Origin of the sequence: Marinobacter panjinensis (genome assembly GCF_005298175.1) — a bacterium.
In the GTDB taxonomy this organism is placed as follows: Bacteria; Pseudomonadota; Gammaproteobacteria; order Pseudomonadales; family Oleiphilaceae; genus Marinobacter; species Marinobacter panjinensis.
In genome coordinates this window covers 1,384,334-1,410,864 of record NZ_SZYH01000001.1, presented here as the reverse complement: position 1 = coordinate 1,410,864, position 26,531 = coordinate 1,384,334, and the positions used below count along the sequence as shown (strand labels likewise).

Genomic DNA, 26,531 nt, shown 5'->3' with positions numbered 1-26,531 from the left:
GAGAGCGGATCATGCGTGATTTTGCGGCCGAGCTTGAGAGACGGAAACAGGCGGGGCTTTACCGCACCCGCCGGCTGATCAGTGGGCCCCAGCAACCCGAACTGGTTTCTGACGGTGTACCGCTGTTGTCTTTCTGCAGTAACGACTATCTGGGGCTTGCCAGCCACCCTGACATTATCCGAGCCGCTATCGATGCCATGCCTCACACCGGTCTGGGTGGGGCGGCGTCCCACCTGATCTGTGGTCATCACGACGGGCACCACCAACTGGAAATCCGTCTGGCGGCGTTTACCGGTCGCAGCTCGGCGTTGTTCTTCTCCACCGGCTACATGGCCAATATGGGTGTGATATCCGCATTGGCCGGCCGTGGCGACACCATCTTTTCAGATCGCCTTAACCATGCCTCGATCATTGATGGCTGTATCCTCAGCCGTGCAAGGGTTCGACGTTATCCTCACGGAGATATGGAAGCACTGGCGGATATGCTGGCCACCACCGGTGGTCACAAGCTGGTGGTGACAGACGGCGTGTTCAGCATGGACGGAGACATCGCGCCCCTGAAGGAGCTTGCGGCTTTGTGCAGAGCGCACGATGCACTATTGGTGGTGGATGATGCCCATGGCGTGGGTGTGCTTGGCCCCCAGGGACGGGGCAGTATTGCAGAGCTGGGGTTATCGGAAGAGGATGTACCAATACTGATCGGGACCCTCGGCAAGGCAGTCGGCACCAGCGGAGCCTTCGTGGCGGGCCCGAAACTGCTGATGGATTATCTGGTGCAGAAGGCCCGCACCTATATCTACACAACAGCCATGCCCCCGGCCATTGCTCTGGCGACCTGCGCCAGTCTTGATCTGATCGAGAAGGAGGATAGCCGCCGCAGTCATCTGCGGGCGCTGATACGTGCCTTCCGCCTGGGCGCCTCTGCGCTGGGCTATGAACTGATGCCGTCCCGCACTCCGATACAGCCGATCATGGTTGGCGACAACTGGTCCGCGCTTGCCCTGAGCCAGGCTCTGGAACAGAAAGGCCTGATGGTGACAGCCATCAGGCCGCCTACGGTTCCGGATGGTGAGGCCCGTTTGCGGGTGACGTTCAGTGCGGCCCATTCAATAGCGGATCTGGAAAAGCTGCTGACCGCACTGGCGGAGTGTCGCCCACTGTTAAAACGGCCGTCTGCCGAGGTCGTATGAATCAGGTCGTTCACCAAATCCCGCTGGTGGTTGTCGGCGGATGGGGCGTCGATGCGGCCATGCTCCTGCCCCTGTTCGACAATTGGCCGGGTGAAATCCACCTGGTGTCGCTTACCGATACCATAATGGACCGATGTGAGACTGTCGCAGATGTCGCTAGGTACCTGTTGGATCGTTATCCGTGCCCCTCGGTGTGGGCAGGCTGGTCCCAGGGTGCGCAGGTGGCCATGGCGGCAGCGTCGCAAGGTGATTTGCCGGTGTCCAGGGTGATTACCCTTGCGGGTTTCCCCCGCTTCGTCGCTGCCCCGGATTGGCCGGTGGGAATGGCAGCTGACACTTTTGAAACGTTCAGGGCAGCTGTTGCGGACGAGTCCGGTCAGGCGTGGCGGCGTTTCCAGCAGCTGTTGATACATGGTTGTGATGATTACCGGCAGGCTCGCAAGGACCTTCTGCCGTGGCTGAAGCATGGAACTCCGGTGAGCCCAGACAAACTGGTTCGCGGCCTGGAGTGGCTGGAAATGGAAGATCAGGTCGCCCTGTGGCGGCAAATCAGGGTGCCGGCGCTCCACCTTCAGGCGGAGCGTGATGCTGTCGTCCGCTCGTGGGCGGGTAGCCTTGTGCCGGCTGAACGCTCCGAGGTGGTAACCGTAGCGGGAATGAGCCACTGGCCCCGGGGGCAAGCGCTTACGTTGTGCCGTGATGAGATCCGCCGGTTCGTGTTCGGTAAGGGGGATTTATGGCAGGTCTGACAGCAGCCTCCTCACGGACACCTGCGAAAACAGCCATTGCCCGGGATTTCGGCGCCGCATCGAAAACCTACAACCCGGCTGCCCGGCTACAGCGCTACATGGGCCAGGTCATGGTTGATCAGCTCCTGGAGCAGGGTTGCCTGCCGGAGGCCGGCGCCGGTTGCCAGGTACTGGACCTGGGGTGTGGCACCGGCTGGTTTACCGGGCAGCTGGCGGAGATGGTCGGCGGGCCTGAAAGCTCGGTAACCGGCGCCGATCTGTCGCCGGGCATGCTGGACTATGCGCGGGCCGCCGGGGCTCCCGGAACTCACTGGCTGGTTGCAGATGCCGAGTCCCTGCCACTGGAAGACAATAGCTTGGACCTTGTGTTCAGCAACCTGATGATCCAGTGGTGCAGTGATTCCTCCGGCGTCCTGGCTGAATGCCGCCGGGTTTTGCGACCGGGGGGGCGATTGTTCATCTCGACCTTGTTGGACGGTACTCTGGATGAGTTAAGAATCGCCTGGTACCGGGCTGATCCCGAACACGAGCACGTGAATCGATTCGAGAGCGAAGCCGCTTTTCGCAGCCAGGCCCTTGAGGTGTTGCCAGAGCCCCGGATCTCCACCGAATCCATCACTCTGGATTATCCTTCGCCGCTGGCCCTGTTGGCAGAGCTGAAAGCGATCGGGGCCGGTTTCAAAGGCTCGTCCCGTCGCCGTCATGCCACAGCGCCAGGCCGTTTACGGGCCATGTGCCACCATTACCCGAAAGGGAGTGATGGCCAGGTTTACGCCACTTACAAGGCAGCATGGCTAACTTGCCGCCTGCCTTATTGATACGGGAGTTCTCAGGGCCATGGCCAGAAAAAGCTATTTTGTGACAGGTACCGATACCGGTGTAGGCAAGACCATGATTTCGGCTGCCATCCTTGAAGCTGCAGCCTCCCTCGGAAAGCGCACATTGGCCATGAAGCCTATTGCCTCCGGCTGTGACGAAACGCCGGAGGGTCTGCGCAATGAAGATGCGCTGATACTGATGGAGGCCATGTCGGAGCCACTGGGTTATGACCAGGTTAATCCAATAGCCCTGAAGCCCGCTATTGCCCCCCATGTTGCAGCAGCTCAGGCTGGCCGTACTGTCACAGCTGAACGCCTGGTGGGATTCTGTCGCGGTTTGCAGATGCGACCGGCGGACCTGCTGCTGATAGAGGGTGCTGGTGGCTGGCGGGTACCGCTCAATGACCGGGAAACCTATGCCGCTGTACCGGGGGTACTGCAAATGCCTGTCATTATGGTGGTGCCGCTGAAGCTGGGCTGTATCAATCATGCACTATTGACCGCCGAAGCTGTCCGCCGCGACGGACTGACTGTTGCCGGCTGGGTTGCCAACCGACCAGTTCCGGAGATTATGACCTGTGAGCACGAAACCCTGGAATACCTGGTGAACCACCTGGAAGCTCCCTGCCTGGGCGTCTTGCCATGGCAGGAGAGGGCAGACCCGAAAACACTGGCGACCAGCCTGAATGTGAACTGTTTGTTTGAAAATTGACCAGGAATGTGGCTTACTTGAGTCAATTAATGGTCATTGGACACCGCAGTTATGATCAATAACACATTAGGAATCGGTATTCAGGGCATTCAGGACGGCATGCAGGGCATGGAAAATGCCGCCCGCCGGATTGCCCGTGGTGGCGCTGACGGTCCTCAGGGTAGTGCCGACGGTGCCGGTGGCCTGTTGGAGCCCATCGTTGATCTCAAACTCTATGAGCGCAGTGTTGAAGCCTCGGCCCAAGTGGTCAAGACGGCCGATGAAACTCTCGGTACGCTTCTGGATATCACAGCCTGAAACCGCGTAGGTTGCGACCGCCCGGTCGCATTCTATAACTGCGTGAATCACTGACATGATGATTTCCGGTTCACTTCCCTCCGTCTCTCCGATGTATCTCTCTCCGGGGGGCGGAGCGGCTGATGCAAACCGAAACGTCGAAGCCGCTGAGCAAACCAGTGACCGTACCCGTTCCCGGGATCCCCGGCGCTCCGAGTCAGAAAATCTTCAAGGGCTGGAAGATACGGAACTGCAGATATTGGCTGACCTGAAAGCCCGGGACCGCGAAGTCCGTGCTCACGAGTCAGCGCACCAGGCTGTGGGTGGGCAATACGCCGGATCCGTTTCCTATGTGTATGAACGTGGTCCCGATGGTGCTCAGTACGCCGTCGGCGGGGAAGTGCCAATAGACACCTCCCCGGTTCAGGGAGACCCCCAGGCCACCATTGAAAAGATGCGCACGGTCAGGGCTGCAGCGCTTGCGCCGGCAGAGCCCTCGCCCCAGGATCGCGCCGTCGCAGCGGAGGCCTTGCAGCTTATGTTGCAGGCCCGGTCCGAGCTGTCGTCAGAACTTGGCAATGCGCAAGGCGCTGACCCCGCAGACAGCGCTGAGGATGATGAATCGTCTGGTCGGGAATCCCGCAGTGCCGCCAGCGCTTACCAGATCGTCTCCGGTTTTGGCGAGACTGGTGCTGCAAATGAGGAAATCACCTCCCGCTTCGTGGCAACCGCCTGATAACCAGCGCTTTGGTCACGTCTTTTCCGTTTTTCTCCCCCTGTTTCCGCAAAACCTCACCACAAAATGCAACACAAATTTCGAGCATGGCTATTGACAATTCTGTGCCTCTAAACGTATGTTTCAAACAAGTGTTTAATTTGCGGTGTGGCGACTGATGCCATGCCGTATGAGCAAACCCCGAGGCAAAGTGCTGTGACGTTTTCGCAGCTGTGACCGAAAATCTGAGGTGGATTCCATGCCTGAATACAAAGCGCCCCTGCGTGACATTAAATTCGTGATGACCGAGCTGCTGGACAGCGAGCAGCACTACGCCAATCTGGAAGGTGCCGAAGATGCGACTCCGGATATGGTCGACGCCATTATCGGGGAAGGTGCCAAATTCTGTGAGCAGGTACTGTCTCCATTGAACCAGGTGGGTGACACCGAAGGTTGTACCTGGAGCGAAGGCGGTGTGAAAACACCAACCGGGTTCAAAGAAGCCTACCAGCAGTATGTGGAAGGCGGCTGGCCGTCCATGACGGCCGATCCCAACTATGGTGGCCAGGGCCTGCCTCACTCTCTCGGTCTGGTGATGAGCGAAATGGTAGGTACGTCTAACTGGTCCTGGGGCATGTATCCTGGCCTGAGCCACGGCGCCACCAACACCATTGAAGCCCATGGCACCGAAGAACAGAAGCAGACTTACCTTACCAAGCTGATCAGCGGCGAGTGGACCGGCACCATGTGTCTGACCGAGCCCCACTGTGGCTCAGACCTGGGCACACTGCGTACCAAGGCCGAGCCAAATGCCGACGGCACTTACGCCATCACCGGTACCAAGATCTTTATTTCAGCGGGTGAGCACGACATGGCCGAAAATATCGTCCATATCGTTCTGGCCCGCCTGCCAGGCGCCCCGGAAGGTACCAAAGGTATTTCCCTGTTTATCGTGCCCAAGCAACTGCCCAAGGAAGACGGTTCTTCCGGTGAGCGCAATGCCGTTTCCTGTGGTTCCATTGAGCACAAGATGGGTATCCACGGTAACGCCACCTGCGTCATGAATTTCGACGGCGCCAAGGGTTGGTTGATTGGTCCGGAGAACAAGGGCCTGAACTGCATGTTCACCTTCATGAACACCGCCCGTATCGGCACCGCCATCCAGGGACTGGGCGCGGCAGAGCTGGGCCTCCAGGGCTCTGTGACCTATGCCAAGGATCGCCTGGCCATGCGTTCCCTCAGCGGTGCCAAGAACCCTGAAGGTATTGCGGACCCGATTATCGTCCACCCGGATGTGCGTCGCATGCTGCTGACCCAGAAAGCGGTCGCCGAAGGCGCCCGCGCATTAATCTACCTGACTGCGCAGCAGGCTGACATTGTTCATAGCGGCAAGACCGAGGAAGAGCGCAAGACGGCCGACGAGGCCCTGGGCTTCCTGACCCCCATCGCCAAGGCCTTCCTGACCGAGATTGGCTACGAAGCGGCCAACCTGGGCATGCAGGTATATGGTGGACACGGTTTCATCTCCGAGTGGGGCATGGAGCAGAACGTTCGTGACGCCCGTATCGGCATGATCTACGAGGGTACGACAGGTATCCAGGCGCTGGACCTGTTGGGCCGCAAGGTTCTGATGACCCAGGGTGAGTCCCTGAAGGGCTTTACGAAGCAGGTTCACGTGTTCTGCAAGGAAAACGCCGACAACGAGCAGCTCAAGGAATTCATCGAGCCGCTGGCCGCCCTGAACAAGGAGTGGGGCGACCTGACCATGAAGATCGGCATGACTGCCATGAAGAATCGCGAGGAAGTGGGTGCCGCGTCTGTGGACTACCTGATGTACTCCGGCTATGCCGTGTTCGCCTATCTGTGGGCTCGTATGGCCAAGGTTGCGTTGGACAAGATGGTGGAAGGTACCACCGAAGAAATGTTCTATAACGCCAAAGTCCAGACAGCGCGCTTCTACTTCAAGCGCATGCTGCCGCGCACCAGGGGGCATGCAGAGAGCATGCTGGCCGGCGCCGACAGCCTGATGGACATGCCGGAAGAAGCCTTCGCCCTTTAAGGCGGGCTTCAAGGGACCAAAAAGCCCGCTCTCCCAGGAGGCGGGCTTTTTTCATGAAATGGCCGCCGGGACCTCATGAGTTGGGGGCGCCATTAGGGTAGAATAAGCCACCATAAAAACAACCTGAGCGGACACATAGCCGAGGAAGTGAGCAGGGCCACAGGCTCAGGGTTGTTCACTTCGCAGACTGACTGAATTGTGGAATTTTGGAGAGATTAGATGGCTGACTATCAGGCACCTTTACGTGACATGCGCTTTGTCCTGAACGAAGTTTTTGACGCGCCGGCGCTGTGGGCGTCACTGCCGAAAGTGGCAGAGAACGTTGACCCGGACACCGCCGACGCCATTCTCGAAGAGGCGGGCAAGATTACCAGTGGTGTGCTGGCTCCGCTGAACCGCGAGGGTGACGAGCAGGGTTGTAAGTGGAATGATGGCGAAGTGTCTACACCGGAAGGCTTCCGTGAGGCCTACCAGACCATCGTTGAGGGTGGCTGGAATGGTCTGGGCGGCAACCCCGAATTTGGTGGCATGGGCATGCCCAAAACCCTGGTCGCCCAGTTCGAGGAAATGATGCAGGCCGCCAATATGGCTTTCGGTCTTGCCCCGATGCTGACCGCGGGCGCCTGCCTGGCCCTGGACGCCCATGGCAGCCAGGAGCTGAAGGAGAAGTACCTGCCCAACATGTATGCAGGCGTCTGGTCCGGTGCCATGGATCTGACCGAACCCCACGCCGGTACCGACCTCGGAATTATCCGCACCAAGGCTGAGCCAAACGGCGATGGCTCCTTCAGCGTGACTGGCACCAAGATCTTTATCACCTGGGGCGAGCATGACATGGCGGAGAACATCATTCACCTGGTGCTGGCCAAGTTGCCGGATGCGCCCAAGGGCCCCAAGGGTATCTCCCTGTTCCTGGTGCCCAAGTTTGAAGTGAATAAGGACGGCTCCCTGGGCGAGCGCAACAGCCTGAGCTGCGGTTCCCTGGAGAAGAAGATGGGCATCAAGGGCTCCGCTACGTGTGTGATGAACTTCGACGGTGCCAAAGGCTGGCTGGTCGGCGAAGAGAACCGGGGCCTGGCTGCGATGTTCACCATGATGAATTATGAGCGCCTGGGTGTTGGTATTCAGGGCATTGGTGCCGCTGAAGCCTCGTTGCAGAGTGCCCGTGAATACGCGCTGGAGCGGATTCAGAGCCGTGCTCCCACCGGAGCGCAGCAGCCGGAGAAAGCTGCGGACCCAATCCTGGTTCATCCCGACGTCCGCCGCATGTTGCTAACCATGAAGGGTTATGTTGAGGGCGGCCGTGCCTTCTCCACCTACGTGGCTCAGTGGCTGGACATCTCCAAGTACTCGGACGATGACGAGCGCCGCAAGCATGCTGAAGGCATGGTGGCGCTACTGACGCCGGTAGCGAAAGCCTTTCTGACAGATCGTGGTTTGGATGCCTGCATCATGGGCCAGCAGGTCTTCGGTGGCCATGGCTTTATTCGCGAGTGGGGGCAGGAGCAGTTGGTTCGCGACTGCCGTATCACCCAGATCTACGAAGGCACCAATGGTATTCAGGCGCTGGACCTGATGGGCCGAAAGGTCGTTGGTAGTCAGGGTAAACTGTATGAACTGTTTGCCGAGGATGTGGCCGCGTTCATCGAGGAGAATAGCAGCGACGAGAATCTGCGTCCTTACCTGGAGCCGTTGGCAGCAGCCTTCGAGCGCCTGTCCGATGTGACCGAGCATGTGATCAACCAGGCGGGCGATAATCCCGACGCGGTTGGGGCGGCTTCGGTTGATTATCTGGATCTGTTCGGCCTGACTGCCCTGGGGTATATGTGGGCGAAAATGGTGAAAGCGGCGGCGCCAAAAGCGGAAGGTGATACTTCCGGCTTCTACAGTGGCAAGGTGAAGAGTGCGCGTTTCTACTTCGATCGCCTGTTGCCGAAGACGGTTGCGCTGGCCGAAGGCATCCGCAGTGGCAGTGGCTCAATGATGGCGCTGACCGCCGAAGAATTCTGATCTTTCGGCGTACTATGAAAAGGCAGGCCCCTGGTAACCCGGGACCTGCCTTTTTTAATGTACGAGTTAACGACCAATGTGTCGTTAAAGATTTTCCAGCCTGCCCGGGTCCAGCAGGAAGGGGTTTTCGTTGCCCTGGATCTCGGCAATCTGGCGATGCCGGGTCAGTTCCGAGTCATCCGGTGGATCAACCCGGTTCCAGTTCTTGAAAACCGTGGTCGCCCCTGCCCAGGGTAGATCATAGGTGTCGACCATATAGGCAACCGTGCGGGCGACATCGCCTTTCACCTTTTCAGGGGGCTCAAAGAACTGGGTGCTCTCGCGAATGCCGCACTCATTGGGTTCGATAACGGAACCGAGTTCTTCATACAATGCGTTGCGCCGCCTCATTTCGGTACGGCTGCGAACCGGTACGATGTTATGAAGGTCGGAGGCAATTTGCCGGTAACGGTCATTATCGGCACACTGGCTCGACGTGCCGCACTCAAGGGCACTACGAACCTTGGCCAGCGGGTAGATGTAGCCGTCCGTCAGCAGAAAGCCCTTGTTGGTGAAGGGGGTCTCGCAGAAGAAGGACACTCCTCCCTGGGCATAAAGCTTGCCCCAGAATTCGTTCTGGATAACGGTAGCGGGGTCACTGAAGCGCGTGTTCTGGCTATTGACCAACGAAGATACCAGTAATACGGACAATGTCAGCAGGAAGACAGTCAGAGTTTTCATAGGCCATTTATACCTCTCGGCGTTCAGAAGTGCCTTGGCTGATCGGGCCATGTAGGGATGCTGGCTGGCCGAATCAGACAAAAAAATGACGCTTCATTCACTTATAATGAGAAGTATGGCACAGAGGCCCTTTATGAACAGAGCCTCGTGGTGGGTATTTGTAGCATTCTGTTAACCGGTTAACACTTTACTTCAGTCGGTTACGGATGTTCTGGTAGCCAGATTTCAGGTCTTCACCAAGCTTGTGGGCGGTCTGGCGTGCTTCTTTTGACGCATCGTCTGCATCGTGGAGGATCCCGTCGAGCTTGCCGCGAAAGCGGTCCCAGTCCTTTTCCAGATCGTCCCATTCGTCTTTGACATCTTCCCTGGCCAGATGCATCTGAACGCGGGCTTCGTCACGGTACTGTTTTATTTTTTCTGACAACTGTTTCAGATCGTCCTGAATACTCATATCACACACCTCCTTTGATGATTGACGGATATACCATGCTACCGAATGTCAAAATCTGTCAAGAGGGAAAGCAGGGGATTGCAAGCGACTTGATGTGGGTCAGGCGGGCCTGGCCAAAAGGGTAATCATGTCCTGGAGGTGATGCCAGGGGGAGAGGCTGTCAAAGCCCTTTGCGGCGCGGTCGGTGGCGCTGCACAGCTCCAGTGCTGCCATGAGCTGGCGGCGGTTCAGGCGCCTTGCTGCCTGCTCGACAGCCTTTGCTCGCTGGGGCTGGAACACGCCCCGTTTCTTCAGGAAACCGGTCGTGTTTTCGCGTTTGGCGGCGGCGATGTTCAGTTCCATGGTCAGGTTGAGATCCCGGGAGAGCACCGTCAGCAGGCCCAGTGGGTTTTCACCCTCCTGCTGGAGTACGCCGATGATTTTCCTGGCATGGGCAGCCCTGCCGGCAAGAAGTTCCGTGACCAGCTCGAATCCGTTGAAGCGCGAACTGTCCTGAACAGCCTGTTCAATGGTCTCTTCATCAATGGTGGCTCCGGATCCCAGCAACGCCAGGCGGTCCAGTTCCTGGCTTGCTGCCAGCAAGTTGCCTTCCAGGCGCTCAGCCAGGATGTCCAGGGCACCACGGGTCAGGCTCAGGCCGTGGTTGCGGGCCCGTTGCTGAAGCCATCCCGGGAACCTGTCTGCATCAATGGGCCAGACCGGTACGTGAACGCCTATGTTCTGGAGTTCCTTGTACCATTTACGGCGGGTTTCCGCCGCATCCAGGCGAGCGCTGATCAATAACAGAATGATGTCATCAGGCGGATTCTGCAGCACGCTTTCCATCACCGCCCGGCCATCGCCAAGTTTGCCCGTGGGAAGGTGGATTTCAATACGGCGCTTTTCTGCGAACAACGACAGCGCGCCGAGTTCCTCACCGACCCGGTTCCAGTCCAGCTGTTGGTCCGCGTGAAAGGTAATCCGGTCTTCAAAGCCGGCTTCGCGAGCGGCCTTGCGGACCTGATCGCAACATTCCTGAACCAGCAATGGCTCGTCCCCGGATATCAGATAGACCGGCGACAGGCCTTTGTGCAGTAGCTGGGGTAACTGGTGTGCCTGTGTCTTCATGACGACGGCTCAGTCTCTTCGTTGCGGGCCTGCTCTGCTTCCTGCCGCAATCGTTCAATGCGATCTTCATCAATGGGCGCCAGCCGGAAGATGATCTGTTGTGCCAGGCGATCATGGAGCTGTTCCCTCAACGCCTCTTCTTCCCGCTGTTTGGCAAGCACGTTCGATTCGTCGTAGCGATAGGTTTCACTGGTATTGAGATCGGCGGGCTCAATAAGGGGAATGTTGTCTGCGGTGAGCACCTCGATGTTAACCGTATGCCGCAACGTGTACTCGGCAGCAGCAGCACGCAGAGTAATGGCACTGGCGCGCCGTTCCTGGCGGAACTTGCCGATCCTGAGGACAAAATCCGCTTCTTCGGCGGGCTTCAGTTCAATCCGACCCAGCTCCAGCTGTTCCCGGACAGCGTCGCACAGTTGCCCCGGTACGTTATCGGCGCAGTCCACCGCCAGTGGCTGCAATGCTGAGGATACCGGTGGCGCGCCCCGCAGCTGAAACCCGCACCCCGCAATCAGCAGGGACAGGGCTGCTGCCACCATGGGACGAATCAGGGAGTCGGCCGCCGGTTTCATCTCAGTTGGCCACCACGTTAACCAGTTTGCCCGGCACAACGATCACCTTGCGAACGGTCTTGCCTTCGGTAAAGCGGATGACATTTTCATTGTCCAGAGCGAGCGCTTCCAAGGCGTCTTTTTCAATATTGGCCGGGACGTCTGCCTTGGCGCGCACCTTGCCATTTACCTGAAGCACAATCTGGATCTCGCTGCGAACCATGGCAGCCTTGTCGGCGGTGGGCCAGGAGGCGTCCACCACCGGTTCTTCATGCCCCAATGCCTGCCACAGCTGGTGGCAGATATGGGGGGCGATGGGGGAGAGCATCAGCACGGCAGTATCCAGGGCTTCCTGGCGTACGGCCCGGCTTTGGGGCTCGTCGCCGCCCAGTTTGCCAACTTCGTTCAGAAGCTCCATGACCGCTGCGATCGAGGTGTTGAACGTCAGCCGGCGGCTGATGTCGTCACTGACCTTGGCAATGGTTTCATGGGTCTTGCGGCGAAGGTTGCGCTGACCTTCATCAAGGCTGGCGCTATCCAGGGCCGGAACCGGTGCGTTCACCGTATGCTCGCTGACCATACGCCACAGCCGTTTGAGGAAGCGGTGGGCACCCTCAACGCCGCTATCGGACCACTCCAGGGACTGCTCCGGAGGGGCGGCGAACATCATGAACAGACGCACGGTATCTGCGCCATGCTCGTCAATGATGGCCTGTGGGTCGATGCCGTTGTTCTTGGATTTGGACATCTTGGTCACACCACCGGATACCACCGGCTGGCCGTCGTCCTTGTGAACGGCGCGGACAACCTGGCCTTTCTCGTCTTTTTCGGTGATCACGTCCGCCGGGGAAATCCACACCTTGCCACCGTTGTCGTCTTCGCGGTAATAGGTTTCTGCCAGCACCATGCCCTGACACAGCAGGCGATTGAACGGTTCGGAACTGTTCACCAGCCCTACGTCCCGCAGCAGTTTGTGGAAGAAACGGGCATAAAGCAGGTGCAGAATGGCGTGCTCGATGCCGCCAATGTACTGGTCTACCGGCAGCCAGTAGTTGGCAGCAGCCGGGTCCAGCATGCCCTTGTCGTAATTTGGGCTGCAGAAACGGGCGTAATACCAGGACGACTCCATGAAGGTGTCGAAGGTATCGGTTTCCAGCGTGGCAGGCTGGCCTTCAAAACTGGTTTTTGCCCACTCCGGATCAGCCTTGATGGGCGATTGCACGCCGTCCATGGTCACGTCTTCCGGTAGGACAACAGGCAACTGGTCGTCGGGGACCGGGCGTTCGGTGCCGTCTTCCAGGGTCATCATCGGAATCGGCGCGCCCCAGTAGCGCTGGCGTGATACACCCCAATCCCGCAAGCGGTAGTTGACCGTGCGCTTGCCGATGCCGTTTTTTTCCAGGTAGTCGGCGATGGCTTCGAACGCTTCTTCGCTGGTCAGGCCGTTGTATTTGCCGGACGACACCAGGATACCCTTCTCGGTGAAAGCCTCTTCCTGTGTGTCGATTTCGCGATTATCGGAGGGTGCGATTACCTGTTTGATCGGCAACCGGTATTTGATCGCGAATTCGTGATCCCGGTCATCGTGAGCGGGCACCGCCATCAGTGCGCCGGTACCGTATTCCATCAACACGAAATTGGCGACGTAAACCGGAATTTCTTCCTGGGTCAGCGGGTGAATGGCCTTGTAGCCGGTATCGATGCCTTTCTTTTCCATGGTTGCCATGTCGGCTTCGGCAACCTTGCTGTTGCGGCATTGCTCCACAAATTCTGCCACTTCCGGATACCGCTCGGAGGAGGCTTTGGCAATCGGGTGCTCTGCCGCTACCGCCATGTAGGTAACCCCCATCAGGGTGTCCGGGCGGGTGGTGTAGACATCCAGTGCGTCATCGCGGTTCTTGAGGGGGAACGTCAGCTCGGTACCGGTGGATTTGCCGATCCAGTTGCGCTGCATGGTCTTGACCTGCTCGGGCCAGTCTTCCAGCTGATCCAGGTCGTTCAGCAGTTCCTCGGCGTAGTCGGTAATGCGGATAAACCACTGGGGGATTTTCTTCTGCTCAACCGGGGCACCGGACCGCCAGCCTTTGCCGTCCACCACCTGCTCGTTGGCCAGCACGGTCTGGTCAACCGGGTCCCAGTTAACGGTGGACATCTTTTTGTACACCAGGCCTTTTTCGTACAGGCGGGCGAAGAACCACTGTTCCCAACGGTAGTAGTCCGGCTTGCAGGTGGCCAGCTCGCGGTTCCAGTCGTAACCGAAGCCCAGCTGCTTGAGCTGGTTCTTCATGTAGGCAATATTGGCGTGGGTCCACTTCGCCGGCGCGGTCTTGTTGGCAATGGCAGCGTTTTCAGCGGGCAGGCCGAAGGCGTCCCAGCCCATGGGCTGCATGACATTCTTGCCCTGCATGCGCTGGTACCGGGAGATTACATCGCCAATGGTGTAGTTGCGAACGTGCCCCATGTGCAGCTTGCCGCTGGGGTAGGGGAACATGGACAGGCAATAATATTTGGGCTTGCCCGGCTCTTCCTTCACTGTGAATGTGTTATTTTCTTCCCAGTAGGTGCGGGCTTGCTGTTCAACATCGCGGGGATTGTATTGCTGGTCCATTCCTGCCATTACCAAAGTTACCCTGTATCAAAAAAGATGTGCGAAGCGGCCGGACATTCTAACGCACACAAGGCTTAACAGGTAGTCTGCCAATTTGCCGATACTGTGCCAGACTCAATGGTGAAAGCGGGCAGGTGCGGCTGACCGCCCGGACGCTTGGAGTAAGTTGTCGAACCAGTTTGATATAGGGGAGAGTGGGTATGGCTGATCAGGGATGTCAAAAACAGGGATGTTTTTGTCAAGCGTACATGGATGTATTCACAGCGTGCCCTGATCAGCCATACCCACTCTGCCCGTACACCAATAGGGAGCGGCCATGACCGAACCAGAACGCAATCACCTCTCAGGCAAGGCCCTTGCGGCCTATGACCGCATGCTGGAACGGGTCCAGTCCCGGCTCAGTGAAATGCAGGAAACCACCCGCGATACACTGCAAGAAGAGATCGAGCGGGCAGTGGAATTTGAATACGAACTGGAAGACATGACCCGGGAGGAAGCAGACTTACTGGGCGCCTACCTGCAACGGGATCTGGAACACCTGCTGCATTTCGTGGAGGAAACCGGCGAAGGTCTGAAAGAATGGTTGCAACTGGATATCTCCCTGGTTGAGCATCAGCTGGCGGATATGCTGTTCTCGGTGGCGGACAAGACCAAGCTCGACACCCTTGAACTGTCCCAGAAACTCGAGAAACACGCACCCAGCCAGTACATCAGCGGCGAAGTGGCAACGGCTGGCATGTTCAAATGCCTCAACTGCGGCCACATGCGCTGCCTGACGGCCACCAGCCACCTGGAACCCTGCGAGGCCTGCGGCTCGCACTACTACGAACGTGTCACCAGCCGCTGGCCCCGGAAATCGGAGCAGGAGTAGGTCGGATTAGCGAAGCGTAATCCGACAAATGGAGTTCACATGTAGCTGGATGTCGGATTACGACTTCGTCTAATCCGACCTACGGGAGTTCACTGAATAGCCAGAGCGACCATGTGGTGGGGTACTCTTTTCTGCCGGAAAAGGTGTCTGAGCGAAGCGAGTTCTTTTTCAAAGAAAAGAGTACCCCACCCCATGGCCAGGCACTCACTTCCAGGCTACCCGGACGAGAACCAGAATCAATTCTTGGGAATCACCCGCACCCTCACAAACACAATAAGAATCGCCGCCAGCGTCAGCACCGGCCAGGAGCCGGACTGCATGTAGGGTGTGCTCCCTTTCGCGGAGTAAACTTCTCCAGTAAGCACCGCACGTTCAAACTGAGGAATGGTTTCCGCAATCTGGCCCTTGTGGTTAATGATGGCCGTGACGCCATTGTTGGTGCCCCTCAACATATAACGCCCGGTTTCCAGGGCCCGCATGCGGGCAATCTGCAGGTGCTGCAGCGGGCCGATGGAGTCACCGAACCAGCCGTCGTTGCTGATGGTCAGTAACAGGTCAGTATTGCGGGCGTTGCTGGCGACGAAATCCGGGTAGGCTACTTCGTAGCAGATAAACGGCATGATGCTGATGCCATTGGCATCCAACGGAGACTGGTTGGACGGCCCCCGGCTGAAGCTGGACATGGGCAAATCAAAGAAACCGATCAGGCCGCGGAGCCACTGCTGCAACGGCACGTATTCACCGAAAGGTACCAGTTTCTGTTTGTGGTAGATGCCACCGCCATTACCGATGGCCATGATACTGTTGTGGAAGGTGAAGTCTTCAATACGGTCACTGAAACCATACCAGGGGATGCCGGTAATCAGGGTGCTGTCTTCCCCCAGTTCCTCACCGATATGGTCAATGATTTTTCCAGCCTGGTCCTGGGGAATGGGGATGGCAGTCTCGGGCCACAGGATCAGGTCGGTGTCCCAGTGATCTTCCGTCAGCTCAAGGTAGGCAACGATCTGGTCCCGGAGGAAATCCGGGTCCCACTTGATCTGCTGGGGGATGTTGCCCTGCATCGACGCGAATGTGGTTGGCTTTTCGTCGAGCGTTGTCCACGCCACGCCTGATACCACCGGTCCGGTGATCCAAGGCAAGAGTGCGACAACGGCCACAACGGCGGCGCCGGCATAGCGTGTACCCCTGGCGAGCCACCAGCAGGCGATGGCTGCACCGCCGGTGACCGTCACCCAGAAGGTAACACCGTGCACGCCGACCAGTGGCGCAAAACCGCCCAGTGGGCCATCCACGTGTGCGGTACCCAGATACAGCCAGGGGAACCCCGTCAGCAGCCAGCCCCGGATCCAGTCAGCCAGTATCCACACGGCCGGAAACAGGAGCAGCCGTCTTACCGTACTGTCTTTGGAAAGTTTGCCCCAGGCCCAGAATGCCAGGCCGTGGAACAGGGCTAGCCCCGCTACAAAAATTACCGTGAGGATGATGGCTAGTGGCACCGATGTGTTGCCGTGCTCGCTGATGCTGACGTAGACCCAGCTCGCGCCGGTACCAAACAGCCCGAGCCCCACAAGAAAGCCGGCTCGAAACAGTTTGTGCGGAGCCAGCGGCAGGCAACAGAGGAGAATCAGCGCCACGGAAACCGGCCCCAGCCACCACCAGTTGAACGGCGAAAAGGTCAGGGTCTGCAGGGCACCGGCGACCAGAAGGGCCACGGCGCACAGCCAGGGTTGTTCAGAAAGGGGCGATGTCAGCACGGTGGTTTCGGGCGTTGTGTTACTGGTCATCACCACGCGTTACCTGCAGCAGACGGATGACTCGGTTATCGGCATTGGCAATGGTGAACTGCAACCCGCCAAACTCCACTGACTCGCCCCGTCTGGGCAGGTGGCCGAACTCCTTGAGCACAACACCACCGATGGTGTCGAACTCTTCCTCGTCCAGCTCGGTTTCAAAGAATTCGTTGAAGTCATCCACCGGCGTAACGGCTTTGACCGCATAGGTTCCGTCACCACGGGCCTTGATGTGGGTTTCTTCGTCAAAATCGTGTTCGTCCTCGATCTCACCCACAATCTGCTCCAGCACGTCCTCGATGGTGATCAGGCCGGCGGTACCGCCGTACTCATCCACCACGATGGCCATGTGGTTGCGGGTTTCCTTGAATTCCTTCAGCAACTGGTTCAGACGCTTGCTTTCCGGCACAAAAGTGGGCGGGCGCAGGATTTCACGAATGCGGTTCCAGTTGAGGTCGTTATTCAGGGCCAGGGGAAGCAGATCCTTGGCAAGCAGCACGCCAATCACATCGTCCTGGCTGTCGCCAATGACGGGGAAACGGCTGTGGGCAGAAGAAATGATTTCACCCAGGAATTCTTTCGGCTCCTGGGATGCCTTGACGGTGACCATCTGGGAGCGGGGGATCATGATTTCATCCACCCGCATATCGATCACCTGCATGGCACCTTCGATGATGCTCATGGCATCGGTATCGATGATGTTCTGGGACTCGGCGTCCCGCAGGATTTCCAGCACGTCCTCTACGGACTCAGGCCCGCTGGAGAAGGCCTGTGATATACGCTCCAGCCAGGACTTGCTGCCCTGACTGCGACTCGACTGATCGTCGTTCATGAGTCTTTTTCCGTTTCCTCTGTCTCGTAAGGATTGCTGAACCCGAGTTGCCCTAGCAACCGGATCTCGAGGGCTTCCATGACCTCGGCATCATTATCGTCAATATGGTCATAGCCCTGAAGGTGCAACATGCCATGCACCACCATATGGGCCCAGTGTTCCTGCAGTGTTTTCTGCTGTTCAGCCGCTTCTTTTTCGACAACCGGGGCGCAGATAATAAGATCACCGGCCAACGGGACTGTTATACCGGCTGGCGCTTCAAATGGGAAGGACAGGACATTGGTTGGTCCCGATTTCCCGCGATACTGGCCGTTCAGCCCGGCGCTTTCATCGATGGCAACGATACGTATCGTCACCTCTGATGGATCCTCGCCCAGCCATGCTGCCTGTGCCCAGCGCTCGAAGTCGGTGTCTGCCGGCACCCCCGGTGCCTCAAGAGCCCGCTGCAAATCTACCGTCAGTTCACTCACTGGCCTGGGGCACTCCCGTCGTCCAGAGAATCATAGGCCTCAACAATCCGCTGAACCAGCGGATGACGGACCACATCTCGGGACTCGAAACGCGTGAATCCGATACCGGAGACCTTGCTCAGCACCCCCGCCGCATGGATCAGGCCGGAGTTCTGGCCGCGTGGCAGGTCCACCTGGGTGGTATCGCCGGTAATGACTGCGGTTGAACCAAAGCCGATCCGCGTCAGGAACATTTTCATCTGCTCGCGGGTGGTGTTCTGGCTTTCATCCAGGATGATAAACGAATTGTTGAGTGTACGGCCCCGCATGAATGCCAGCGGCGCGATCTCGATCACGCTCTTCTCGATCAGCCGAGTGACATGGTCGAAGCCCAGCATTTCGTAGAGAGCGTCATAAAGCGGACGAAGATAAGGGTCCACTTTTTGCGCCAGGTCGCCAGGCAGAAAGCCAAGCTTCTCGCCCGCTTCCACCGCGGGACGAACCAGCAGGATGCGCTTCACCTGTTCGTCTTTAAGCGCCTCAACCGCACAGGCCACCGCGAGCCAGGTCTTGCCGGTACCGGCCGGGCCAATGCCAAAGTTTACATCGTGGGTGCGGATATTATGCACGTACTTCTGCTGGTTCTCGCCCCGGGGCTTGGCCTGCAGCTTCGGGGTTTTGATGACCGTGACGGCGCCGTTGTAGGGCACATCATCCGCCAGTCGCTCAAAGCCGGTCTCGCGGATAAACAGGTGAACCATGTCCGGCGAGATGTCGTCACTGGCCTCGGTTTCCCGGTACAGATGTCGGATAACCTCTGTAGCCGCGGCCACATGCTCGGTTTCGCCTTCCACCCGGAAATGATGGCCACGACGGCCCACCTTCACGTCCATACGCCGCTCGATGTGCTTCAGGTGCTCATCGAACTGGCCGCAAAGCGTGGTCAGCCGGTGCTGGTCTACCGGGTGCAGGTCAAATTGTCTTGAGTCGTTGGTTTTCAATCGTTCTCCGGGTTTTGATTTGGTTCTCCCTATCGGGAGTATGCATTTCATGATTGGTGCTAACGGGCGCTGGCCGGAGGGCCTTTTCAACTATTTGCAGGCCCGTTTGTACAAATACAAGTAGGTTGGATCAGACGAAGTCGCAATCCGACAGATATTGAGCCAATTGCATGCCCTCGGCCACTGTTGGATTGCGCTTTGCTTAATCCAACCTACGTTTACCCCGTTTGGACTGCAGGCACGGAAAGAGTCCGCGGAGAGTGGTGGGGCCCTCCTCCCAAAAATGTGCGGAGCCATGGATGGCGGAGCCCAAGCGCACACGGATGTGCTTGTAGCGTTTTTTGGGAGGAGGTCCCCACCACTCGTCATTCACCAAACCTGAGACGCATGGGAGCCCGGGTTAATACATCTCCAAATCCACAGGCACACCCCGCAAAGAATTAGGCAGAGCCTCCCGAATCTCCACATCAATAAAGTGCCCAACCACCTCCGGGTTTTCATGCCGGAAATTCACAATACGGTTGTTCTCGGTTCGGCCCGCGTATTCGCCGGGGTCCTTCTTGGACAGCCCTGTCACCAGGATGCGCTGGGTCGTGCCTACCATCTTGCGGCTGATATCCATCACGTTCTGGTTCAGCCGGTCCTGGAGAATGCTAAGGCGCTGCTTCTTCACTTCCAGCGGCGTATCATCCGGCAGGTCTGCCGCCGGGGTGCCGGGCCGGGCACTGAAGACGAAGCTGAAGGACATGTCAAAGCCGATGTCGTTGATCAGCTTCATAGTGTCCTCAAAGTCCTTCTCGGTTTCCCCCGGGAAACCAATGATAAAGTCCGACGAGAAGCTGATGTCCGGGCGGATCTTGCGCAAGCGGCGGAGTTTGGATTTGTACTCCAGTGCCGTGTGGCCGCGCTTCATGGCTGCCAGGATGCGGTCGGAACCGCTCTGGACCGGTAAGTGCAGGTGGCTGACCAGTTCCGGTACCTGTTCATAGGCTTCGATCAGCGAATCCGAGAACTCCACCGGGTGCGAGGTGGTGTAACGGATGCGATCAATACCGTCGATGGTGGCAATCAGGGTGACCAGTTCGGCCATGTCCATCACGTCGCCGTCGTGGGTCTCGCCACGGTAGGCGTTCACGTTCTGGCCCAGCAGGTTAACCTCGCGTACGCCCTGGCCGGCCAGGTGAGCGACTTCGGCAATCACGTCGTCCACCGGGCGGCTGACTTCCTCACCGCGGGTGTAGGGCACGACGCAGAAGGTGCAGTATTTGCTGCAGCCTTCCATGATGGAAACAAACGCGGAGGGGCCGTCGGCGCCTGGGTCGGGCAGGTTGTCGAACTTTTCGATTTCCGGGAAGCTCACATCCACCACGCCCACGCCGTTACCTTTGGCACGAACCTCGGTAATCATGTCTGGCAGGCGGTGCAGGGTTTGCGGGCCGAAGACCATATCGACGAAGGGAGCGCGGTCAATGATGGCCTGGCCTTCCTGGCTGGCCACGCAGCCACCCACGCCGATGATCAGGTCCGGCTTGGTGTTTTTCAGTTTTTTCCAGCGACCCAGTTGGTGGAATACCTTGTCCTGGGCTTTTTCCCGGATGGAACAAGTGTTCAGCAACAGGATGTCAGCGTCGTCCGGCGAATCCGTCATTTCAACGCTTTCGCCGCTCTTCAACAGGTCCGCCATTCTGGATGAGTCGTACTCGTTCATCTGGCAGCCATGGGTCTTGATGTACAGCTTCTTGGCCATGTTTCTCAACGTATTTTGGTGTGTGGCTTGCGCCGGGAGGTCAGGCTTGGCGCTTAAAAAAGTTAGCTGGCCATTATAACGGGGTGATCAATCCGCAACCACCTCTGTCTCGGCAATCCTCTAAATCGGCTGTGGTATTATTGGCTTCCTGGCGCACGAAGCCGTAATCCGACAAATAAACATCCCATATAACCATGACACCCGAACGCCTGACCCGAATCAAACAAACCCTCAACACCCGCCAACCAGACCTCAGTGTCCTCACCGACCAGGTCCACAAGCCCCGCAACCTGTCGGCCATCATCCGCTCATGCGATGCCTTCGGCCTGGCAAACATGCACGTGGTATGGCCAAGGGAAGGCTTCCGCGCGTTCCGTAAAACCGCCGGCGGCAGCTATAACTGGATAACCACCCATACCCACCCAACGATGGATGAAGCCGTATCTACGCTGAAAGGGCAGGGCCACAAACTCTACGCCGCACAGCTATCTGACCGCGCAATAGACTACCGGGAAGCAGATTTCACCGTGCCCTGCACGGTGATCCTGGGCAACGAAGTGGACGGCGTCAGCGACAAAGCCGCCGAGCAAGCAGACGAGCACATTGTGATTCCCATGATGGGCATGGTGGAGTCCCTGAATGTGTCGTCTGCATGTGCAATTATCCTTTCCGAAGCCCAACGGCAGCGTAAGCTGGCAGGATTGTTTGATCATCGGCGATTGCCGGACGACGAGTACAACCGCCTGCTGTTCTGCTGGTGCCAGCCCGTCGTAAAACGCTACTGCGACGACCGCAACCTGCCGTATCCACCCATAGATCCGGAAACCGGCGAACTGGTCGATGGAGTAGGCTGGATGCAGGAAGTCCGAAAACTACGCGCAAACCGCCCAAGATGGACCGACAAGGTACCTGTGGATACCAATGAATCATGAGTTCGGGGCGATAACTCGTGACCAGCCCCCAGGCCATCAATCCAGCGGACCAGCAACCTCAATCATCGCGACTCTCAAGATACCGCTGCAACTGCTCCCGCAATGCCTTAGGCAGTCTCGTAATAGTCAATGCGTCATTGTCGCGGTCATAGTAGACCGCCTGGTTAACCAGATCCGAGGAAAAGGACACACTCATTCCGCCACCGGAGCCCGCAATCCGTACCAGCTTCTTCACCTTGCGATGATCCGGGTGCAGCACGCCGCTCTCCGGAAGCTCGGCAGTCTCGCTGGCAAACTCCTTGAAACGCTGTGGCTGGTCTTCATCCAGGTACCCCGACAGTGCCTCAATAGCCACCGGCTCCCCCAGCGCATGCTGCTCCTTGGAAAACTCATAGGCTCTCGCGCGAATCTTGCCCGCTTCCTCCGGCTCGGAAGACTTCGCAAACGCCTCAACAGCATCCATGAACGTCAGGGTTTCCTTCTCCACATCCACCTGGTTGGTAAAACCACACAGCCGGATAAACAGCTCGCCCGGCTCACCGCTACCACGGGCATGGACCAGAGTCAGGTAATTCTCTCCGGCGTTGTCGCTTTGCCAGTCCTCCAGCTCGATACGAACAGCCAGGTTCAGCCGGGAAAGACTGAGTACGTCCGTGGTGTCCAGCGACTGCTGCCCATCGAACCGCAAGGCACTATCGCTCTCCAGTACCAGCAGATACATCACTTCCCCATCCGCCAGGGCTTCGTGCACCAGCATCAGGTGCCCCTGGTGTTCTTCCTGACTGCCATTCAGGAACTCCTGCCACTGGCCGAAAATGCGGTCGGTCAGGGACGTAAAGCTCTGCTTGTCCTCCAGGTAATCCTTCAGCCAGGCGCTGAAAGGGGATTCACCAATGTCCTCGGAAAAACGACCGTATTTCTTGCCCGGCTTGCTATTGAACAGACGCTTCATCTGCTTGTGCAGGCCCTCATAGTCGCCGCCGGGTTCGGACAGGACCTCGCCAGGACATACCCGGGCCGGTTGGCCGGGTTGAAGTTGGCTGGCGAAGAGTGTGCGGAGGTGCTTGATGGCCATGGAGTTGTTGGATCCTTGCTTGGTAAGACATGAGAGGTTCTGAGGATAAACCTTCAGGGGGTGGGATTGTAATGGATTTTGAGGGGGTTTGGGGAAGGTTTGGAGTGAGGGGTGGACGGAGCCAAATTTTCGGATTACGGCCTTTCAGGCCTTTTATGCCCTTCACGGGTAAATCCGACCTACATTTTGCGGGAATATTTATAATTTGTTTGATCGGTCCCGGGGTGGGGGTGCCTTTTCTGCCGGAAAAAGGTGTCTGAGCGCAGCGAGTTCTTTTTCCAGAAGAAAAGGCACCCCCGCCCCGGGACCAGCCCCCAAGTTCCAAGGTCACGGGGGCTATCCAAAAGTCCCGAAAGCGAGATTAAACCCGCTTGTGCTTCATCAGATCCTGAATCAGCGAATTAACCGCGTCGGTAATTTCCTGATCATCGTCCGCAGAAACAGACGCCGACGCCACATCGGTACCGAGGTTTACCGCAATCGCAACCAGGCCGTGGGCACTGATCACCTGGGCGGCGCGACGCCGATCGTCGGCATTGCCGGCGTTGTCTTCGGTCAGAACCACGGATGTCTTGCCCTGATCGAACAGGGCACGCTCCACCGCCAGTGCCAGCGCCGTGGCCTGCTTGCCGTTACAGGCAATGATTGCAGGCTTCTGAGCCAGACGGCGCTCACGCTCTTCACTGGTTACCGGATCCAGCGACTCTACCGTACCCGCGGTGCCGGCAATCATGCCCGCGCCAATGGTCACGTTGGTCAACCGGTCAATCACAATGAAGCTGCCTGTGGCGTGGTTGCGCGGGTAGGCGTCAAACGCAATGGGCTGGCTGAGCGTCAGCTCACACAGGCCAATCTCGTTCAGCTGCAGGGCAGAGGGATTATCATTCCTCTCCAGAGTGTTCACATCGGTCTGGTGATGAATCTTCTTCACCGTGCCAGAGGTGAACGTGGGGCCGAGCTTGATGTCGTACAGGCGACCGGTTTCCAGCGGGCCATCGGTCATCCACACGATATTGGCAGTGAACCGGTTACCCACTTCCGGCTCATCCTCGGCCTTCACCAGCATGTCGCCGCGGCTGACATCAATCTCATCAGTAAGTGTCAGCGTTACCGCCTGATCGATGTAGGCCTCGTCCAGGTTGCCATCAAATGTTACCACTTCCTTGACAGTACTGGTGCGCCTGGAAGGCAGGGCCATCACCTTCTCTCCCGGGCGAATCACCCCGGAGGCGATGGTGCCGCAGAAGCCGCGGAAATTCAGGTGGGGACGAGTAACGTACTGTACCGGGAAGCGGAAATGCTCCAGGTTCTTGTCGTGGGAAACCTGGACGGTTTCCAGAATGTCCATCAACGGCTGGCCGGTGAACCAGGGCGTGTGCTCGCTCTTGTTGACAACATTGTCGCCTTCCAGCGCTGAAATCGGCACGAAGCGGATATCCTTCAGGCCCAGCTTGTTGGCAAAGGCCAGATAGTCATCCTTGATTTCGTTGAAGCGCTCTTCGCTGTAATCCACCAGGTCCATCTTGTTGATGGCCACCACGATGTGACGAATACCCAGCAAGGACGCGATGTAGGAATGCCGACGGGTCTGGGTCAGCACACCGTGGCGGGCGTCAATCATCAGGATTGCCACCTGGGCGGTAGACGCGCCGGTGGCCATGTTACGGGTGTACTGTTCGTGGCCAGGGGTATCGGCAATGATGAACTTGCGCTTGTCGGTGGAAAAATACCGGTAGGCCACATCGATGGTAATGCCCTGTTCCCGCTCTGCCTGCAGTCCGTCCACCAGCAGGGCCAGGTCCAGTTTTTCGCCGGTGGTGCCCATCTTGGCGCTGTCGGTTTTCAGGCTGGCCATATGATCTTCGTAGATCATCTTGGTGTCGTGGAGTAGGCGGCCAATCAGGGTGCTCTTGCCATCGTCGACACTGCCGCAGGTCAGCAGGCGCAGCAGTTCCTTGTTCTCGTGTTGCTTCAGGTAGGCCTGAATATCTTCGGCAATCAGATCAGACTGGTGTGACATCTTAGAAGTACCCTTCCCGCTTTTTCTGTTCCATGGAGCCGGCCGAATCGTGGTCAATAACGCGGCCCTGACGTTCGGAGCTGGTGGCCAGCAGCATTTCCTGAATGATCTCCGGCAGGGTGTCTGCCTCGGATTCAATGGCGCCGGTCAGCGGGTAGCAGCCCAGGGTGCGGAAACGGATGGATTTCATCATCGGCTTCTCGCCTTCTTTCAGAGGCATGCGGTCGTCGTCCACCATGATCAGCGTGCCGTCGCGTTCTACCACCGGGCGCTTGGCCGAGTAGTACAGGGGAACGATTTCGATGTTTTCCAGATAGATGTATTGCCAGATGTCCAGTTCGGTCCAGTTGGACAGCGGGAATACCCGGATGCTCTCGCCCTTGTTGATCTTGCCGTTGTAGATGTTCCACAGCTCGGGGCGTTGGTTTTTCGGGTCCCAGCGGTGGTATTCGTCACGGAAGGAATACACGCGCTCTTTGGCGCGGGATTTTTCCTCGTCCCGGCGTGCACCACCAAAGGCCGCGTCAAACTTGTACTTGTCCAGCGCCTGCTTAAGGGCCTGGGTTTTCATCACGTCAGTGTGCTTGGCGCTGCCATGGGTAAAGGGGCCGATACCCTGCCTGATTCCGTCTTCGTTCTTGTGAACGATCAGGTCCAGGCCGTACTCCTTTGCCTTGCGGTCCCGGAATTCAATCATTTCCTTGAATTTCCAGGTGGTGTCCACGTGCATCAGAGGGAAGGGGAGCTTGCCCGGGTAGAAGGCCTTACGGGCCAGGTGCAGCATCACCGCGGAATCCTTGCCAATGGAATAAAGCATGACCGGGTTGTCAAACTCGGCTGCGACTTCCCGGATGATATGGATGCTTTCAGCTTCCAGCTGTTTGAGATGCGTCAGGTTGTAAGTGGTCATCGTATTCTGTTACCGCGTTTGCGTGCCTCCGGATCAGATAGAGGCTGGGCGTGTGAATGCGGCAATGATACCAGATCAGGCTATGGCATAAGAAGACGGGTAACTAGAGTTTGCTGCTATAACAATATAGCGGCAGGGCACTGAATGGAGAGGGCGTTTGTTTGCTCAGGGCACCGAAGCGGCAAGCAGTTTGCTGACGTAATTATTGACGTACTCGAACCCGTTGCCTTCAAACTCGGTGAACTGGACGCCAAGCTGGAACTGGTCGCGGGCAATGCGGCGCATGTGGACGATATTGCCGGTAGTGACAACCGAAACGGGCTGCTGGGCAATCACAGGTACTGAAAACGTTGCCGTGACGGATATCCAGTGGCCAGGCGCGGGCGTTTTCTGGCCAGGGACCAGTTTTTTGACGGCTTCCCGGTCACACAGGATCATGATCCCTGTTCGCGAAATATTGGACACCATACAGGTCAGGCAGCTGCCATCAGGTTTTTCAATTCTGGCTTCAGTGGCAACATCAACACGTTGCTGGTTGCGAAGGTTTGGCTTGGCGGCAACTGGTTTCATAGTGACTCTTCTGGCATCTCTGGTTTCAAAGGAGGCTGCCTTACCCATCGTTCAGTCCTTTTTTTACTTGCTGTTGCGCCTTGTTTTATACACAAGAAAGTCCCGCAGATTGTCATGATTTCTTAACATGACGTGCACGGATAACGGCAAGCGCTTATTATTTCGGTCTTAACTCCCTGAAAGTCTAGTTGTTTGTTTCGTGATCAGCAAGTTGCCTGTCGCTAAACCTGTCAGATTTGTGAACTGAATATGAACATGGCGTCACTGATAGTGATACATGTCAATTTCGGAGGGGTTGAATTCCCTGTCCGAGTTCACTGACGGTAGCAGCCTGGCTGAGGTAAACTACGCACCAACATTCACCC

General features: G+C 57.7%; 24 protein-coding genes. 10 read left to right on the top strand and 14 right to left on the bottom strand.

All coding sequences use genetic code 11. The annotated features are described in order from the left end of the window. The first annotated feature begins 11 nt into the window (after positions 1–11). The 8 genes from bioF (at position 12) to FDP08_RS06330 (ending at position 8,529) form a co-directional block, all read left to right on the top strand. The gene (gene bioF, locus FDP08_RS06365) at positions 12–1,190 is read left to right on the top strand and encodes an 8-amino-7-oxononanoate synthase (protein WP_137435153.1); all 1,179 of its coding nucleotides are present in this window, start codon (positions 12–14) and stop codon (positions 1,188–1,190) included. Beyond that, positions 1,187–1,939 carry an alpha/beta fold hydrolase gene (locus FDP08_RS06360; protein ID WP_137435152.1) on the top strand — a complete coding sequence of 251 codons (753 nt, stop codon included), beginning with the start codon at positions 1,187–1,189 and terminating at the stop codon, positions 1,937–1,939. The genes bioF and FDP08_RS06360 overlap by 4 nt, the downstream gene beginning before the upstream one ends. Continuing rightward, positions 1,927–2,757, top strand: a complete 831-nt coding sequence (locus tag FDP08_RS06355; protein WP_137435151.1) for a methyltransferase domain-containing protein — start codon at positions 1,927–1,929, stop codon at positions 2,755–2,757. Before FDP08_RS06360 ends, FDP08_RS06355 begins: the two co-directional genes overlap by 13 nt. 19 nt (positions 2,758–2,776) lie before the next feature. Further along, complete coding sequence (gene bioD, locus FDP08_RS06350) at positions 2,777–3,469, top strand: dethiobiotin synthase (RefSeq protein ID WP_137435150.1); 693 nt, start codon at positions 2,777–2,779, stop codon at positions 3,467–3,469. Positions 3,470–3,520: 51 nt separating this feature from the next. Further along, the gene (locus FDP08_RS06345) at positions 3,521–3,766 is read left to right on the top strand and encodes a flagellar biosynthesis protein FlgE (RefSeq protein ID WP_137435149.1); all 246 of its coding nucleotides are present in this window, start codon (positions 3,521–3,523) and stop codon (positions 3,764–3,766) included. A 55-nt stretch (positions 3,767–3,821) separates the two neighbouring features. Beyond that, on the top strand, positions 3,822–4,481 hold the full coding sequence (locus FDP08_RS06340; RefSeq protein ID WP_137435148.1) for a putative metalloprotease CJM1_0395 family protein: 660 nt from the start codon (positions 3,822–3,824) through the stop codon (positions 4,479–4,481). A gap of 238 nt (positions 4,482–4,719) precedes the next feature. After that, positions 4,720–6,519 (top strand): acyl-CoA dehydrogenase C-terminal domain-containing protein, encoded by a 1,800-nt coding sequence (locus tag FDP08_RS06335; protein ID WP_137435147.1) that lies wholly within the window; start codon positions 4,720–4,722, stop codon positions 6,517–6,519. A gap of 219 nt (positions 6,520–6,738) precedes the next feature. Further along, complete coding sequence (locus FDP08_RS06330; protein ID WP_137435146.1) at positions 6,739–8,529, top strand: acyl-CoA dehydrogenase C-terminal domain-containing protein; 1,791 nt, start codon at positions 6,739–6,741, stop codon at positions 8,527–8,529. A gap of 84 nt (positions 8,530–8,613) precedes the next feature. Here the strand turns inward: FDP08_RS06330 and FDP08_RS06325 are convergent, their stop codons facing one another. The 5 genes from FDP08_RS06325 to leuS all read right to left on the bottom strand — a co-directional run bounded on the left by FDP08_RS06325 (position 8,614) and on the right by leuS (position 13,966). Beyond that, positions 8,614–9,249, bottom strand: coding sequence for an endonuclease (locus FDP08_RS06325; RefSeq protein WP_137435145.1), 636 nt, complete (start codon positions 9,247–9,249; stop codon positions 8,614–8,616). Between the two features lie 187 nt (positions 9,250–9,436). Continuing rightward, positions 9,437–9,700: a hypothetical protein gene (locus FDP08_RS06320; protein WP_137435144.1), complete on the bottom strand. Its 264-nt coding sequence runs from the start codon at positions 9,698–9,700 to the stop codon at positions 9,437–9,439. Between the two features lie 99 nt (positions 9,701–9,799). Continuing rightward, complete coding sequence (gene holA / locus FDP08_RS06315) at positions 9,800–10,807, bottom strand: DNA polymerase III subunit delta (RefSeq protein ID WP_137435143.1); 1,008 nt, start codon at positions 10,805–10,807, stop codon at positions 9,800–9,802. Next, positions 10,804–11,379, bottom strand: a complete 576-nt coding sequence (locus FDP08_RS06310) for an LPS-assembly lipoprotein LptE (protein ID WP_228263245.1) — start codon at positions 11,377–11,379, stop codon at positions 10,804–10,806. Before FDP08_RS06310 ends, holA begins: the two co-directional genes overlap by 4 nt. Before the next feature lies 1 nt (position 11,380). Further along, positions 11,381–13,966: a leucine--tRNA ligase gene (leuS, locus tag FDP08_RS06305; protein ID WP_137437241.1), complete on the bottom strand. Its 2,586-nt coding sequence runs from the start codon at positions 13,964–13,966 to the stop codon at positions 11,381–11,383. A 316-nt stretch (positions 13,967–14,282) separates the two neighbouring features. Between leuS and FDP08_RS06300 the strand changes: the two genes are divergently transcribed. After that, positions 14,283–14,837 carry a zinc ribbon-containing protein gene (locus tag FDP08_RS06300; protein ID WP_137435142.1) on the top strand — a complete coding sequence of 185 codons (555 nt, stop codon included), beginning with the start codon at positions 14,283–14,285 and terminating at the stop codon, positions 14,835–14,837. Positions 14,838–15,073: 236 nt separating this feature from the next. On the opposite strand, the gene lnt is transcribed toward FDP08_RS06300, so the two are convergent. The 5 genes from lnt to miaB all read right to left on the bottom strand — a co-directional run bounded on the left by lnt (position 15,074) and on the right by miaB (position 20,659). After that, positions 15,074–16,624, bottom strand: coding sequence for an apolipoprotein N-acyltransferase (lnt, locus tag FDP08_RS06295; protein ID WP_137435141.1), 1,551 nt, complete (start codon positions 16,622–16,624; stop codon positions 15,074–15,076). Next, on the bottom strand, positions 16,614–17,462 hold the full coding sequence (locus tag FDP08_RS06290; RefSeq protein WP_137435140.1) for a CorC family transporter: 849 nt from the start codon (positions 17,460–17,462) through the stop codon (positions 16,614–16,616). The genes lnt and FDP08_RS06290 overlap by 11 nt, the downstream gene beginning before the upstream one ends. Then, positions 17,459–17,932: an rRNA maturation RNase YbeY gene (ybeY, locus tag FDP08_RS06285; protein ID WP_137435139.1), complete on the bottom strand. Its 474-nt coding sequence runs from the start codon at positions 17,930–17,932 to the stop codon at positions 17,459–17,461. Before ybeY ends, FDP08_RS06290 begins: the two co-directional genes overlap by 4 nt. Then, on the bottom strand, positions 17,929–18,912 hold the full coding sequence (locus tag FDP08_RS06280; protein WP_137435138.1) for a PhoH family protein: 984 nt from the start codon (positions 18,910–18,912) through the stop codon (positions 17,929–17,931). Before FDP08_RS06280 ends, ybeY begins: the two co-directional genes overlap by 4 nt. Positions 18,913–19,312: 400 nt before the next feature. Further along, a complete protein-coding gene (gene miaB / locus FDP08_RS06275) occupies positions 19,313–20,659 on the bottom strand; it encodes a tRNA (N6-isopentenyl adenosine(37)-C2)-methylthiotransferase MiaB (RefSeq protein ID WP_137435137.1) in 1,347 nt (448 codons plus the stop codon). 194 nt (positions 20,660–20,853) lie between these two features. Here miaB and trmH point away from each other — a divergent pair, with 194 nt between their 5' ends. After that, positions 20,854–21,591: a tRNA (guanosine(18)-2'-O)-methyltransferase TrmH gene (gene trmH, locus FDP08_RS06270; RefSeq protein WP_137435136.1), complete on the top strand. Its 738-nt coding sequence runs from the start codon at positions 20,854–20,856 to the stop codon at positions 21,589–21,591. Positions 21,592–21,649: 58 nt separating this feature from the next. Here trmH and FDP08_RS06265 read toward each other — a convergent pair whose 3' ends face one another. From FDP08_RS06265 to FDP08_RS06250, 4 genes are all read right to left on the bottom strand, one after another. Continuing rightward, the gene (locus FDP08_RS06265) at positions 21,650–22,666 is read right to left on the bottom strand and encodes a nucleoid-associated protein (protein WP_137435135.1); all 1,017 of its coding nucleotides are present in this window, start codon (positions 22,664–22,666) and stop codon (positions 21,650–21,652) included. Positions 22,667–23,027: 361 nt separating this feature from the next. Beyond that, positions 23,028–24,686 (bottom strand): sulfate adenylyltransferase subunit CysN, encoded by a 1,659-nt coding sequence (gene cysN, locus FDP08_RS06260; RefSeq protein WP_137435134.1) that lies wholly within the window; start codon positions 24,684–24,686, stop codon positions 23,028–23,030. 1 nt (position 24,687) lies between these two features. Next, positions 24,688–25,596, bottom strand: a complete 909-nt coding sequence (cysD, locus tag FDP08_RS06255) for a sulfate adenylyltransferase subunit CysD (RefSeq protein WP_137435133.1) — start codon at positions 25,594–25,596, stop codon at positions 24,688–24,690. Positions 25,597–25,761: 165 nt separating this feature from the next. Then, complete coding sequence (locus FDP08_RS06250; RefSeq protein WP_137435132.1) at positions 25,762–26,166, bottom strand: PilZ domain-containing protein; 405 nt, start codon at positions 26,164–26,166, stop codon at positions 25,762–25,764. Positions 26,167–26,531 lie beyond the last annotated feature (365 nt).

Coding starts and splice junctions, on each gene's coding strand:
- bioF (WP_137435153.1), top strand. CDS start 12: ATGCGTGATTTTGCGGCCGAGCTTGAGAGACGGAAACAGGCGGGGCTT.
- FDP08_RS06360 (WP_137435152.1), top strand. CDS start 1,187: ATGAATCAGGTCGTTCACCAAATCCCGCTGGTGGTTGTCGGCGGATGG.
- FDP08_RS06355 (WP_137435151.1), top strand. CDS start 1,927: ATGGCAGGTCTGACAGCAGCCTCCTCACGGACACCTGCGAAAACAGCC.
- bioD (WP_137435150.1), top strand. CDS start 2,777: ATGGCCAGAAAAAGCTATTTTGTGACAGGTACCGATACCGGTGTAGGC.
- FDP08_RS06345 (WP_137435149.1), top strand. CDS start 3,521: ATGATCAATAACACATTAGGAATCGGTATTCAGGGCATTCAGGACGGC.
- FDP08_RS06340 (WP_137435148.1), top strand. CDS start 3,822: ATGATGATTTCCGGTTCACTTCCCTCCGTCTCTCCGATGTATCTCTCT.
- FDP08_RS06335 (WP_137435147.1), top strand. CDS start 4,720: ATGCCTGAATACAAAGCGCCCCTGCGTGACATTAAATTCGTGATGACC.
- FDP08_RS06330 (WP_137435146.1), top strand. CDS start 6,739: ATGGCTGACTATCAGGCACCTTTACGTGACATGCGCTTTGTCCTGAAC.
- FDP08_RS06325 (WP_137435145.1), bottom strand. CDS start 9,249: ATGAAAACTCTGACTGTCTTCCTGCTGACATTGTCCGTATTACTGGTA.
- FDP08_RS06320 (WP_137435144.1), bottom strand. CDS start 9,700: ATGAGTATTCAGGACGATCTGAAACAGTTGTCAGAAAAAATAAAACAG.
- holA (WP_137435143.1), bottom strand. CDS start 10,807: ATGAAGACACAGGCACACCAGTTACCCCAGCTACTGCACAAAGGCCTG.
- FDP08_RS06310 (WP_228263245.1), bottom strand. CDS start 11,379: ATGAAACCGGCGGCCGACTCCCTGATTCGTCCCATGGTGGCAGCAGCC.
- leuS (WP_137437241.1), bottom strand. CDS start 13,966: ATGGACCAGCAATACAATCCCCGCGATGTTGAACAGCAAGCCCGCACC.
- FDP08_RS06300 (WP_137435142.1), top strand. CDS start 14,283: ATGACCGAACCAGAACGCAATCACCTCTCAGGCAAGGCCCTTGCGGCC.
- lnt (WP_137435141.1), bottom strand. CDS start 16,624: ATGACCAGTAACACAACGCCCGAAACCACCGTGCTGACATCGCCCCTT.
- FDP08_RS06290 (WP_137435140.1), bottom strand. CDS start 17,462: ATGAACGACGATCAGTCGAGTCGCAGTCAGGGCAGCAAGTCCTGGCTG.
- miaB (WP_137435137.1), bottom strand. CDS start 20,659: ATGGCCAAGAAGCTGTACATCAAGACCCATGGCTGCCAGATGAACGAG.
- trmH (WP_137435136.1), top strand. CDS start 20,854: ATGACACCCGAACGCCTGACCCGAATCAAACAAACCCTCAACACCCGC.
- FDP08_RS06265 (WP_137435135.1), bottom strand. CDS start 22,666: ATGGCCATCAAGCACCTCCGCACACTCTTCGCCAGCCAACTTCAACCC.
- cysN (WP_137435134.1), bottom strand. CDS start 24,686: ATGTCACACCAGTCTGATCTGATTGCCGAAGATATTCAGGCCTACCTG.
- cysD (WP_137435133.1), bottom strand. CDS start 25,596: ATGACCACTTACAACCTGACGCATCTCAAACAGCTGGAAGCTGAAAGC.
- FDP08_RS06250 (WP_137435132.1), bottom strand. CDS start 26,166: ATGAAACCAGTTGCCGCCAAGCCAAACCTTCGCAACCAGCAACGTGTT.